Origin of the sequence: Streptomyces sp. RB17, assembly GCF_009604455.1 — a bacterium.
Lineage (GTDB): Bacteria > Actinomycetota > Actinomycetes > Streptomycetales > Streptomycetaceae > Streptomyces.
In genome coordinates, this window is the sequence record NZ_WEGL01000004.1 from 293,993 (window position 1) to 306,441 (window position 12,449).

The 12,449-nt window shown below is 69.9% G+C and carries 8 protein-coding genes and 1 tRNA gene; 2 read left to right on the plus strand and 7 right to left on the minus strand.

Going from position 1 to position 12,449, the window contains the following annotated elements; genetic code table 11:
- Positions 1–112: 112 nt before the first annotated feature.
- The 6 genes from pknB to SRB17_RS19295 form a co-directional block, all read right to left on the minus strand.
- Positions 113–2,104, minus strand: coding sequence for a Stk1 family PASTA domain-containing Ser/Thr kinase (gene pknB / locus SRB17_RS19270; protein ID WP_153540323.1), 1,992 nt, complete (start codon positions 2,102–2,104; stop codon positions 113–115).
- 189 nt (positions 2,105–2,293) lie between these two features.
- Positions 2,294–3,769 carry a peptidoglycan D,D-transpeptidase FtsI family protein gene (locus tag SRB17_RS19275; RefSeq protein WP_153540325.1) on the minus strand — a complete coding sequence of 492 codons (1,476 nt, stop codon included), beginning with the start codon at positions 3,767–3,769 and terminating at the stop codon, positions 2,294–2,296.
- The gene (locus tag SRB17_RS19280) at positions 3,766–5,217 is read right to left on the minus strand and encodes an FtsW/RodA/SpoVE family cell cycle protein (protein WP_153540327.1); all 1,452 of its coding nucleotides are present in this window, start codon (positions 5,215–5,217) and stop codon (positions 3,766–3,768) included. Before SRB17_RS19280 ends, SRB17_RS19275 begins: the two co-directional genes overlap by 4 nt.
- Positions 5,218–5,244: 27 nt before the next feature.
- Positions 5,245–6,795, minus strand: a complete 1,551-nt coding sequence (locus tag SRB17_RS19285) for a Stp1/IreP family PP2C-type Ser/Thr phosphatase (RefSeq protein WP_153540329.1) — start codon at positions 6,793–6,795, stop codon at positions 5,245–5,247.
- 132 nt (positions 6,796–6,927) lie between these two features.
- On the minus strand, positions 6,928–7,458 hold the full coding sequence (locus SRB17_RS19290) for an FHA domain-containing protein (protein WP_153540331.1): 531 nt from the start codon (positions 7,456–7,458) through the stop codon (positions 6,928–6,930).
- Between the two features lie 10 nt (positions 7,459–7,468).
- Positions 7,469–8,350 carry an FhaA domain-containing protein gene (locus SRB17_RS19295; RefSeq protein ID WP_153540333.1) on the minus strand — a complete coding sequence of 294 codons (882 nt, stop codon included), beginning with the start codon at positions 8,348–8,350 and terminating at the stop codon, positions 7,469–7,471.
- Between the two features lie 609 nt (positions 8,351–8,959).
- Here SRB17_RS19295 and SRB17_RS19300 point away from each other — a divergent pair.
- Positions 8,960–9,043: transfer RNA gene (locus SRB17_RS19300), tRNA-Leu, on the plus strand.
- A gap of 393 nt (positions 9,044–9,436) precedes the next feature.
- Here SRB17_RS19300 and SRB17_RS19305 read toward each other — a convergent pair.
- Positions 9,437–10,225 carry an Fpg/Nei family DNA glycosylase gene (locus SRB17_RS19305; RefSeq protein WP_323375944.1) on the minus strand — a complete coding sequence of 263 codons (789 nt, stop codon included), beginning with the start codon at positions 10,223–10,225 and terminating at the stop codon, positions 9,437–9,439.
- A 658-nt stretch (positions 10,226–10,883) separates the two neighbouring features.
- Between SRB17_RS19305 and SRB17_RS19310 the strand changes: the two genes are divergently transcribed.
- Positions 10,884–12,317 (plus strand): DUF2252 domain-containing protein, encoded by a 1,434-nt coding sequence (locus tag SRB17_RS19310; protein WP_153540337.1) that lies wholly within the window; start codon positions 10,884–10,886, stop codon positions 12,315–12,317.
- Positions 12,318–12,449 lie beyond the last annotated feature (132 nt).

The following is a 12,449-nucleotide window of genomic DNA, read 5'->3' on the forward strand; positions in this document are numbered from 1 at the left end:
GGCGCCTGGGGCTTCGGCATGGCCGGGGCCCGAAGCCGTGACTTTCTCTTACGGCTTCAGGCCCTTGGCGTAGTGCTGTGACCGTCAGGACACGCGGGGGCGGACGGCGGCGTCAGCCGGGGACACCGCCGAAGAGGTTGCCGCCGTTGTTTCCACCGTTGTTGCCATTGCCGCCCTGGTCGACGGTGATCAGGTTGACCGCGGTGCCCCGGTTGACCGTCGAGCCCGGAGTCGGGTCCGAGGCGAAGACGACCGCGTTGTCGTCCTGCGGGCCCTGGATGTTGCCGACCTGCAGGCCCGCCTGCGTGAGCAGATTCGTGGCGTCCTTGAGCTTCTGGCCCTGGAGGTTGCCCGGCACCTGGACCTGGCCGTTCTGGAACTGACCCACGTTGATGGTGATCGGCGTGTTCTTGTTCACCTGCTGGCCCGCCGGCGGGTTGGTTCCGGTGACCTTGCCGTCCTGGCTCTGGTCGGTGGTGGGGGTGTTGTTGCAGGTCGGCGTCAGGCCCAACTGTGTCAGCTGGTTCTTCGCGTCGTCGCAGGACCGGCCAGTGAGGTCGGGGATCGTGACCTTCTCCGCTGCCTTGGCGACGGTGAGGGTGATCGTGGTGCCCTTCTGCTTGCTCGTACCGCCCCGCGGGTCCTGGGAGATGACCACGCCGGGCGTTTGGGACGACACCTGGGTCTTCTCCTCGACCTTGAAGCCCTTGTCCGTCAGCTGGGACTGGGCCTGGTCGAACTGGATGCCGCGGACGTCCGGTACCTGGACCTTGGGCGCGCCCGTCGAGACCACCAGGTTGACGGTGCTGCCCTTGTCGACCTTGGTGTTCTCCTGGGGGTCCTGCGTGCAGACATTGCCCTTGGGCTGGGCGTCGCAGGGCTTCCTGGTGACCGACACCTTCAGGTCGACGTTGTCGGCCATCTTCCTGGCCGAGTTCTCGGTCTGGCCGACGAACGTCGGTACCGGCACCTTGCCATTGCCCGTGTTGCCGCCGCTGGCGACCCACTTGCCGATCAGGATCGCGCCGATCAGGACCAGGATGCCCGCGACGACCAGGAGGATCGTGGAGGTGTTGGACTTCTTCTGGGGCTGGCGGCGGCGGCTGGTGGGTTCGTCGTAGCCGTAGCCGCCGTCGTCGGGGTTCATCGGCGGGAGCATGCTGGTCGCTCCCGCGCCGGCGTCCGGGCGCAGGGCCGTCGTCGGCTGGTCGTCGGGGTAGCCGCCGTAGCCCACGGCGCCCATCGCGGCCGTCGCCGCGACGGGCTGGCCGTCCAGGCAGGCCTCGATGTCGGCGCGCATCTCGTCGGCCGACTGGTAGCGGTAGTTCGGGTCCTTGACCAGGGCCTTCAGGACGATGGCGTCCATTTCCGGGGTGATTTCCGGGTCGAAGACCGAGGGAGACTGGGGCTCCTCGCGGACGTGCTGGTAGGCCACCGCCACCGGTGAGTCGCCCACGAAGGGGGGCCGTACCGTCAGCAGCTCGTAGAGGAGACAGCCGGTCGAGTACAGGTCCGAGCGTGCGTCGACCTGCTCGCCCTTCGCCTGCTCCGGCGACAGGTACTGGGCCGTGCCGATGACCGCCGCTGTCTGGGTCATGGTCATGCCGGAGTCGCCCATGGCGCGGGCGATGCCGAAGTCCATCACCTTGACCTGGCCGTTGCGGGTCAGCATGACGTTGGCCGGCTTGATGTCGCGGTGGACGATGCCGTTGCGGTGGGCGTACTCCAGGCCCTGGAGGATGCCGATGGTCATCTCCATCGCGCGCTCCGGCAGCAGCTTGCGGCCACTGTGAAGGAGCTCACGCAGGGTGGAGCCGTCGACGTACTCCATCACGATGTACGGGATGGAGACCCCGTCGATGTAGTCCTCGCCCGTGTCGTAGACCGCGACGATCGCGGGATGGTTGAGCGAGGCGGCCGACTGGGCCTCCCGGCGGAAGCGGGCCTGGAAGGAAGGGTCGCGCGCGAGGTCCGCGCGCAGCGTCTTCACCGCCACGGTGCGGCCGAGGCGGGTGTCATGCGCGAGGTAGACCTCCGCCATGCCACCACGGCCGAGCACCTGGCCCAGCTCGTACCGGCCGCCGAGGCGACGCGGCTCTTCCATAGCTACCTACCAGCCCTCTCCGTCGGTCCCGGCCGCACAGTGGTGTGCGGCCGGAGGCTGCCGTCCGGGCCTACCGTACCCGGCTCGCTTTGTATGACCTGGCCAAGCCCGGAACCCGATACAGGACCGGTATCGCAACGTGCGGTGTTGTGAAGGAGACGTGAGCGGCGTCACTTCCTGGGGGCAAGGTCACTTCTTGGAGTTGATGACCGCCTCCATGACGTTCTTCGCGATCGGTGCGGCCAGGCCGCCGCCGGAGATGTCGTCGCGATTGGCCTGGTCGTCCTCGATCACCACGGCCACGGCGACCGGCGAGCTGCCGTCGGGCAGCTTGGCGAAGGAGATGAACCACGCGTACGGGTTGGCGCTGTTCGCCACGCCGTGCTGCGCGGTACCGGTCTTGCCGCCGACGGTGACACCGCCGATCTTCGCGTTCGTGCCGGTGCCCCTCTCGACCACCGTCTGCATCATGTCCTGCAGGATCTGCGCGTTGGCCGGCGACAGCGGCCGGCTCATCTCCTCCGGCTGGGTCTTCTGGACCGGGTCGAGGTTGGAGGACTGCAGTTCGTCGACCATGTACGGCTTCATCAGCTTGCCGTCGTCGGCGACCGCCGAGGCGACCATGGCCATCTGCAGTGGGGTCGCGGCGGTGTTGTACTGGCCGATGGAGGACAGCGCGGTCTGCGACTGGTTCATGTTGTCGGAGAACACCGACGCGTTGGAGCGGACCGGGGTGAACTGCTCGGAGTCGAAGCCGAACTTCTTCGCCTCGGCCAGCATCTTGTCGTTGCCGAGGTCGGAGCCGATCTTGCCGAAGACCGAGTTGCAGGAGTACTGCAGGGCGGCCCGCAGAGTGGCGTCCTTACACGGGATGTTGCCCTCGTTCTTCAGCGGGGTCGTGGTGCCCGGCATGATCCATGGCAGCGGCGAGTTGGTCTTCTCGTCGGCCGACTTGTACAGGCCGTTCTCCAGCGCGGCGGCCGCGGTGACGACCTTGAAGGTGGAGCCCGGCGGGTAGGTCTCGCGCAGTGCGCGGTTGAGCATCGGGTCGGCCGGGTTGTTCGCCTTCTGGAGCTTGTTCCAGGCCTTGGCGTCGCTGTCGGAGTAGCCCGAGAAGGACGAGGGGTCGTACGACGGGTAGGAGGCCAGCGCCAGGATCTTGCCGGTGGACGGCTCCAGGGCGACGACCGCGCCCTTGCCGCCCCGCTGGGCCAGCCCGCTGTACGCCGCCTTCTGCGCGGCCGCGTTCAGCGTGGTGACGACGTTGCCGCCCTGCTTCGGCTTGCCGGTGATCATGTCGAGGGTGTTGCGGAAGAAGAGCCGGTCGTCGTTGCCGGTGAGGATGCCGTCGTCGATCTTCTCCAGCTGACTGCCGTCGAAGGCCTGCGAGGAGTAGCCGGTGACCGGGGCCCACATGGCCCCGTTCTTGTAGGTCCGCTTGTACTTGAAGTCGCCGCTCTTGGACATGGCGGAACCGGTTATCGGGTTGCCGTCGACGATGATGTCGCCGCGCGGGTGGGCGTAGCGCTCGATGGCGACCCGGCGGTTGTCCTTCTCGCTCGCCAGCTGGTCGGCCTTGACGTACTGGAGGTAGTTGTCGCGGATCAGGAGGGCCAGGATGAGCAGGCCGCAGAAGATCGCGATCCGGCGCAGGGGCTTGTTCATGACGGGCGGACCACCTGGGTCATCTCGGCGTCGGGGTTCGTGGCGGGGGAGGGCGCCGGGCGGCGGGCGGTGTCGCTGATGCGGATGAGGATGCCGATCAGCGCCCAGTTGGCGACCACGGAGGAACCGCCGGAGGCCAGGAACGGCATGGTCATACCGGTCAGCGGGATGAGGCCCATCACACCGCCGGCAACGACGAAGACCTGGAGTGCGAAGGCGCCGGACAGGCCGACGGCGAGCAGCTTGCCGAACGGGTCGCGGGCGGCGAGGGCGGTGCGTACGCCGCGCTCCACTATCAGGCCGTAGATCAGCAGGATCGCCATGATGCCCGCCAGGCCCAGCTCTTCACCGAAGGTCGCGAGGATGAAGTCCGAGTTGGCGGCGAAGCCGATCAGCGCGGAGTGGCCCTGACCCCAGCCGGTGCCGAGGGTGCCGCCGGAACCGAACGCCCACAGGGATTGCTGCAGCTGGTCGGAGTGGAGAATGCCGTCGTGGGTGACCTGGCGGCTCAGCTGGTACTCGCGCATCGGGTTGAGCCAGGCCTGCACACGCGTCTGGATGTGCGACTCGAAGCTGGCCACGCCGACGGCGCCGACCGCGGACATCAGCAGACCGAAGACGATCCAGCTGGTCCGCTCGGTGGCGACGTACAGCATGATCACGAACATGCCGAAGAACAGCAGCGAGGTGCCCAGGTCGGTCTCGAAGACCAGGATGAGGATCGACATCGCCCAGACGACCAGGATGGGACCGAGGTCACGGCCACGCGGCAGGTACAGGCCCATGAAGCGGCGGCTGGCGAGGGCGAGGGCGTCGCGCTTGACCATCAGATAGCCGGCGAAGAAGACCGCGAGGACGATCTTCGCGAACTCGCCGGGCTGAAGGGAGCCGAGGCCGGGAACCCTGATCCAGATCTTGGCGCCGTAGATGTCGGCCCCGAGGCCCGGCACCAGCGGAAGGAGCAGCAGGACCAGGGCGCAGACCATGGAGATGTACGTGTAGCGCTGCAGGACTCGGTGGTCCTTGAGGAAGATCAGCACCACCGCGAACACGGCGATGGCCAGCGCCGTGTACAGCAGCTGCCGGGGCGCGGCCGGGGCGAAGTGGGGCAGCGACTGCAACTGCTTCGACTGGTCCAGCCGCCAGATCACCACGAGTCCGAGCCCGTTCAGCAGCGTGGCCAGCGGCAGCAGCAGCGGGTCGGCGTACGGCGCGAACTTCCGTACGGCGAGATGGGCGACGCCGGCCAGCAGACCGAGACCGAGGCCGTAGGACAGCAGCCCGGTCGGCACCGAGTTGTTGATGGCCAGGCCCACGTTGGCGTACGCGAACACCGGGATGGCCACGGCGAAGACCAGCAGGGCCAGCTCGGTGTTGCGGCGGCTCGGCGCGCCGATCGCGCCGATCGTGGACGTGTGGTGCGTCGGCGAGTTAGTCGTACTGCTCATCGTGTGACAGGGCCTCTCGCGGCTCGGCTACTGCTTGCCGCACTGATCGACGACCTTCTGCTCATCCTCGGAGAGGCTCGGGCCGGGGTTCGGAGTGGCGGACGCGGACGGCGGCTTCGAAGAGGTCTTCGTAGCGGGCGCCGATCCGGATGGGTGCGGAGTCGGTGTCGATGTCGCCTTGGACGTGAAAGCGGTACGGGTGGTTCCCGTGGTGCCTCCGGCCTCGCCCTGGCCCGTCTTGGCGTTCCGCTCGGACTCGGCGGCCGTACGCTCCGCCTGCTTCCTGCACGCGGAGGCCTGCACCGACAGAGCCTCGATCTTCGCCTGCGCCTGCTGCAGACCACCCGCGGCGATCGTGTTCTTGACCTGCTTCTGCTGGTAGGGCGGCAGGTACTTGAGTTCGATCTCGGGGTGGTCCCTCTCCACCTTCGACAGCGACACCCAGGCCAGATCCTGGCTGATCCCGCGGTACAGCGCCACGTGCTCGTCCTTGACGCCGACGTAGTACTGCGTCTGCGTCCAGCGGTAGCCGCCGTAGAGACCGCCGCCGATGACGGCGAGGGCGAGGACGCCGTAGAGGGATCTCTTCAGCCACCTGCGTCCGCCGCGCGGCTTGGTGAAGTCGCCGTCGGCGTAGTCGCCGAAGCTGCCCGCCGGGGCGTACCCGGTGGTGTCGCCGGAGCCGGGCGGGCCGAACTCGCCGCCGCCGTGCCCGGACTGCCGGCGGCCCAGGTGGGAGGCGCGGCCGGCGGGGGTCTGCATGATGCCGTTGTCGTGCAGATGGTGCTGGTTCTCGGCGACCGCGCCGACCACGACCGGCTGGTCGGACAGCTGCCCGGCGAGGGTGTCACCGGTGTCCAGGTCCAGGACGTCGGCGACGATGACGGTGATGTTGTCGGGGCCGCCGCCGCGCAGCGCGAGCTGGATCAGCTCCTGCACGGTCTCCTGCGGGCCCTGGTAGCTGGCGAGGGTCTCCTCGATCGTCTGGTGGGAGACGACGGCGGACAGCCCGTCGGAGCAGATCAGATAGCGGTCGCCGGCCCGGACCTCACGGATCGACAGGTCGGGCTCGACGTGGTCGCCGCTGCCGAGGGCGCGCATCAGCAGGGAGCGCTGGGGGTGGGTGGTGGCCTCTTCCTCGGTGATCCGGCCCTCGTCGACCAGCCGCTGCACCCAGGTGTGGTCCTGGGTGATCTGGGTGAGAACCCCGTCGCGCAGCAGATAGGCGCGGGAGTCGCCCACGTGCACCAGGCCGAGCCGCTGGCCGGTCCACAGCAGGGCGGTGAGGGTCGTCCCCATGCCCTCCAGCTGGGGGTCCTCCTCGACCATGGCGCGCAGCTGGTCGTTGGCGCGCTGCACGGCCGCGCCGAGGGAGGTGAGGATGTCGGAGCCGGGCACGTCGTCGTCGAGCGTGACCAGGGTGGAGATCACCTCGGAGGAGGCGACCTCGCCGGCCGCCTGGCCGCCCATGCCGTCGGCGATAGCGAGCAGCCGCGGACCGGCGTAGCCCGAGTCCTCGTTGCCCTCGCGGATCATGCCTTTGTGCGATCCGGCGGCAAAGCGCAGTGACAGACTCATGCGCACCTCGCCCGTCGGCTCCGAATGCAGCCGGTCGTGTCGAGCCACACTGCCCACCCTCCGGTCGGGAGCGCGCCGGAGGCCGGGGTGTGGCCTGCTTCTGCGTGCTCGCTCCGCTCGCTCATTGTCGTACTACTTCCGCAGCTCGATGACGGTCTTGCCGATGCGGATCGGCGCGCCCAGCGGGATCGGCGTGGGAGTCGTCAGCCGGGACCGGTCCAGGTAGGTGCCGTTGGTGGAGCCGAGGTCCTCGACGATCCACTGACCGTCGCGGTCCGGGTAGATCCTGGCATGCCGGCTCGAGGCGTAGTCGTCGTCCAGCACGATCGTGGAGTCGTGCGCACGGCCCAGCGTGATCGTCTGGCCCTGCAGCGCGACCGTCGTGCCGGTCAGCGTGCCCTCGGTCACCACCAGCTTGCTGGGTGCGTTGCGACCGCGCCGCCCGCCGCCCTGCTGGCCGCGCTGCTGCGGGGGCGCGGACTGCTGCCGGGCCGCCTGCTGCCGGCCCTGCTGCTGGGCACGCCCGGCCTCCCTGCGCGCTCCGCGCTGGGTGACGCGCGTACCGAACAGGTCGCTCCGGATGACCTGTACGGCCACGATCACGAACAGCCACAGTACGGCCAGGAAACCCAGCCGCATGACCGTGAGGGTCAGCTCTGACATTGCCCCCGCTTCACCCTTCGGCTTGCCTATAGATAACGGTGGTGCTGCCCACGACGATCCGCGAGCCGTCGCGGAGCGTAGCGCGGGTGGTGTGCTGCCCGTCCACCACGATGCCGTTGGTGGAGCCGAGATCCTGGATCGTCGAGGGCGTTCCGGTCCGGATCTCGCAGTGCCGGCGGGAGACGCCGGGGTCGTCGATCCGCACGTCGGCGTCGGTGCTGCGGCCCAGCACCAGCGTCGGGCGGGAGATCTGGTGGCGGGTGCCGTTGATCTCGATCCAGTAGCGGGTGCGCCCGCCGCTCGTCGGGGCGGCCGCGGGCCGCTGGGTGGCGGGCTGGGGATAGCCGTAGCCGCCGGGGCGGGCGCCGGGCGGCGGCGCGGACGGCATCGGGGGTGCGCCGGCGGGCGTGGCGGGCGGATATCCGTAGCCGCCCTGGGCGCCCTGCGCGGGACCGGGACGGCCGGGGGCCGGGGCCGCGGGCGCGTGCGGGGCCTGGGGTGCCGCCTGCTGGCTGCTGGAGGAGGCGAGGGTGCGCGAGCGCACCCGGTACAGGCCGGTGTCGAGGTCGTCCGCCTTCTCCAGATTGACCTTGATCGGGCCCATGAAGGTGTAGCGCTGCTGCTTGGCGTAGTCGCGCACCATGCCGGCCAGCTCGTCGCCGAGCTGCCCGGAATACGGGCTGAGGCGCTCGTAGTCCGGCGCGCTCAGCTCCACGATGAAGTCGTTCGGTACGACGGTCCGGTCGCGGTTCCAGATCGTGGCGTTGTTGTCGCACTCACGCTGGAGCGCGCCGGCGATCTCCACGGGCTGGACCTCGGACTTGAAGACCTTGGCGAAGGTGCCGTTCACCAGACCTTCGAGACGCTGCTCGAACTTCTTCAGGACTCCCATGGGGCACCTCCTCCGTCCCTGCCGTTGTCTTGCCCTGCTGTGTGGCCGCTGCCTTGCCTGTACTGCTGGTTCCGCTGGTACTGCTCACTGATCGTATCTACGCGCCCGGCAATCAGCCGGTTCCCCCAGCGGCTCCCCTTCGAACTCATGGTGCGCACTCCTGCTGCCAAGGATCGTAAAGGGGGTCGCAGACCAGTGTCCCGCACCTGGCTGTGGACCCGGCCCGCCTCCTGGGGAGATGCCGGGGACCGGTACGAGGTTGATACGTGAAGCGGGTCTCCTTGATACGTGGGGTGGGGTTGGGGTGGGTAGGAGGGGAGGTTTAGGGGTGGGTGGGGCTGGGGTTGGCCCTGCTCTGGGTCTTGGGCTCGGCTGGGGCTGCGGCTGTCGTGCGCGGGGGCGGTTACGGCAGAAGCAGGGCGCGAGGCGGGGGCGGCGCTTGGGCGTGGCGGGAGGCGTGGTTGAGGCGCGGTGGCCTGGGGTGGGCAGGGGTGCGGGCGGTCTCGGGGCGGAGGGAAGGGATGTGAACCCGCCCCGTACGACGTGCTAATGTTCTGGGTGTCGGAAGGGGCCAGCCCGAAAGGGACGGGACCGGAAGGCACACCCAATGCGCGGGTGGCGGAATAGGCAGACGCGCTGGATTCAGGTTCCAGTGCCCGCAAGGGCGTGGGGGTTCAACTCCCCCCTCGCGCACAGAGACGAGACGGGTCTCTGCCGGTGACGGAAGTCACGGCAGGGGCCCGTTTCGCGTTGTGCTGACATCTGGCTGGCCGGCCCCGGAGGACCAGCCGCGATCCTTCCGTGAGATAGCTCACCGACGGGCTCGGGACGGGCGGCTCGGCTGGGTGGGCTCGGTTCGGCTGGGCTTGGTTCGGCTGGGCTCGGTTCGGCTGGGCTTGGGTCGGCTGGGCTTGGGTCGGCTGGGCTTGGTCGGCTCGGTTCGGCTCGGCCTGGTCCGGGCCGTCCGTCCACAGGTTGGGCGATCTGAGGGTGAGCTGGCTGGTCGGGGTGCGGTGGCCGGTCGGGGGCGGCGCGGCGGTCGGGGTGCGGTGGCCGGTCGGGCCGGAACTTCGGTTCGCGCGGAGTTCAGGACTCGCTCGGCTGGCACTGCGGGCACCACACGGTGCCGCGGCCTCCCAGCCGGGAGCGGCGCAGGTGAGTGTGGCAGCGGGGGCAGACCGGGTCGGGGTCGTCACGGTGGCCGGTGAGCCACCCGTCGCGCGGCGGCACGCAGCCTGCGGTCACCGCGGAACGCAGCGTGCGCCGCATGTGGGAGTACAGGTGCCGGCGTTCGCTCTCCGTCACATCGACGGCCCGGGTGCCGGGGTGCAGCCCGGCACGCCAGAGGATCTCGTCGGCGAGCAGATTGCCGAGACCGGCCACGACGGACTGGTCGGTCAGCGCGGTTTTGATGTGACCACGGCGTGCGCGGAGCGCGGCCTCGAAGTCCTCGCGGTCCACTGCCAGCGCATCGGGACCCTGACGATCCAGCAACCGGGCCACGCCGGAGTCGTCGTCGGCGAGCCAGATGCCCTGGAGCTTGCGCTGGTCGCGGTAGCGGAGCTGGTGGTCGCCGCTCAGACCGAACAGGACGCGGTCATGGGGCTCGACCGTGTCCTCGGGACGGGCGCAGAGGAGCCGGCCGGTCATGCCGAAGTGCAGCAGGAGGGTGGGGCCACCGGTGTGGGCGAGCAACCACTTGCCGTGCCGCTCCGGCTCGGTGAACCGCCGGCCCTCCAGCGCGTCGCGCAGCCGCCGTACGCTCACCCCGTGCAGGACGCCCGTGTCGCGCACGTCGACGCTGCGGATGGCCCTGCCCTTCGCGCAGGACACGAGCACCCTGCGGAAACCCTCGACATCCGGCAGCTCAGGCACGGCGGACATCCCTGGGCCGGCTCACTGCGCCCGGTGCGTGACGAGGGGACGCCGTTGGCGATGGTGCTGACACCGGCGCGGGAGCCGGAGCGGGTGTGGTCGCGGACGCTCGTTTCTGCGGCAGGTCCATGGCGGCCTCCTCGCTGGGCCGGTGCCGGTGCCGGTGCCGAGGCGGTGTGGATGCGGGTTCGGGTACGTGGTCGGGTACGTGATCGGGTTTGGGGCGCGTCGCGCCGGGCTCGCGGCGGAGCATGGCTACGGAGCCGTTGCCGTCGGTTGTTCTCCCGAGTGCCCTGCGCGTTGCCGCTCGTACCGTTCCTCTCCTGCCGGACGGCTGCCGTACCTCCGTCAGGACACCTGCCGCACTCGGGCTGATGGAGGAGAGCTTCCTCACATGCAGGTCGGTGGCTCGCTCCGCGACGCGGATTGTCCGCGAGGCGTCATCCACAGGGCGCGTCATCGACAGGGCGCGTCGTCCACAGGTCGCGTCGTCCACGGGGCGCGTCGTCCACAGACCGGTCCTCCACAGAGCGGTCCTCCACAGAGCGTCATCCACAGGCCTGACGCGCTCGGGGCGTCGGCTGTACGGTCTGCACGAGTTGATGTTCGTGTTCGTGTCGATGTTCGTGCCCAAGGGCGTTCGGGGGAGGCGGTCGCTTTGACCGGAACCGGTCGGGAAGTGCTGGCGGACGCGGTGGACCGGGACAAGCGCAGGCTGCCGTGGGTACGCGGGTTCGCCCAGTGGCCGCGGCAGGGTTCGCCCAAGGAGGAGGGCAAGGCGCTGCGGGCGAGCGTGCCGCGCGGCGCGCACCGCGCACTCGACCTGGACGCCTCCCGCCCCGACGCGGTGAGCGCGGTCATCGAGTCCAACGCCGGCCGTATAGAGGAGCTGACCCCCATCCGCGTCGGACGGATGGCCGCGACCCCCTTCGCCTTTCTGCGCGGCTCGGCCGGACTCATGGCGTACGACCTGGCCCGCACCCCTATGACCAGGATCGGCACCCAGATATGCGGAGACGCGCACGCGGCCAACTTCGGCCTCTACGGCGACCACCGCGGCGACCTCGTCATCGACCTCAACGACTTCGACGAGACCGTGCACGGCCCCTGGGAGTGGGATCTGAAGCGGCTCGCCGCCTCGCTGGTGCTGGCCGGGCGGGAGGCCGGGGCCGACGAGGACACCTGCCGTGCGGCCGCACGGGACGCGGTCGGCGCCTACCGCCGCACCATGCGTCTGCTCGCCAAGCTGCCGGTGCTGGACGCGTGGAACGCCATCGCCGACGAGGAACTGGTCTCCCACACCGACGCCCACGACCTGCTCGGCACCCTGCAGCGGGTCTCGGAGAAGGCCCGCGCCAACACCAGCGGCCGGTTCGCGGCGAAGGCGACCGAAGCGGCGGCGGACGGCGGACGCCGCTTCGTGGACGCCTCGCCGGTCCTGCGCCGTGTCCCGGACGCCGAGGCGGCGGCAGTCGCCGCGTCCCTGGAGGAGTACCTGACGACGCTGTCCGAGGACCGGCACCCCCTGCTCGCCCGGCACGCCGTGCACGACGTGGCCTTCCGGGTGGTCGGCACCGGCAGCGTCGGCACCCGGTCCTACGTCGTCCTGCTTCTCGACCACCGTGAGCAGCCCCTGGTCCTTCAGGTGAAGGAGGCCCGCCCCTCCGCGCTCGTCCCGTATCTGGCCACGGCCGGCTTCGAGGCGCCGCCGGTGGACCACGAGGGTCGCCGGGTCGTCCTCGGCCAGAAGCGGATGCAGGTGGTCAGCGACATCCTCCTCGGCTGGACCACGGCCGGTGGCCGTCCCTTCCAGGTCCGCCAGTTCCGCAACCGCAAGGGCAGCGTCGACCCCGCCGCCCTCGCCGCCGACCAGATCGACGACTACGGCCGCATGACCGGCGCCCTGCTGGCCCGCGCCCACTCCCACAGCGCCGACCCGCGCCTGATCGCGGGCTACTGCGGCAAGAACGAGGAGCTGGACGAGGCGATAGCCGCCTTCGCCGTCACTTACGCCGACCGCACCGAGGCCGACCATGCCGACCTCGTCACGGGGATCCGGACGGGACGGGTCGCGGCGGAGGCGGGGGTGTGAGGCGCGACGGGGCTTTCCGAGGGGTGGAACTGCAACGTCTCGTCGGCGGCACGGGGAACTGCGCGAGCAACCGCGTCGGACCCTCAGCGGGCAGGTCACCGGTAGCCCTACGGCGCCCGGCCGCCTCTCCAC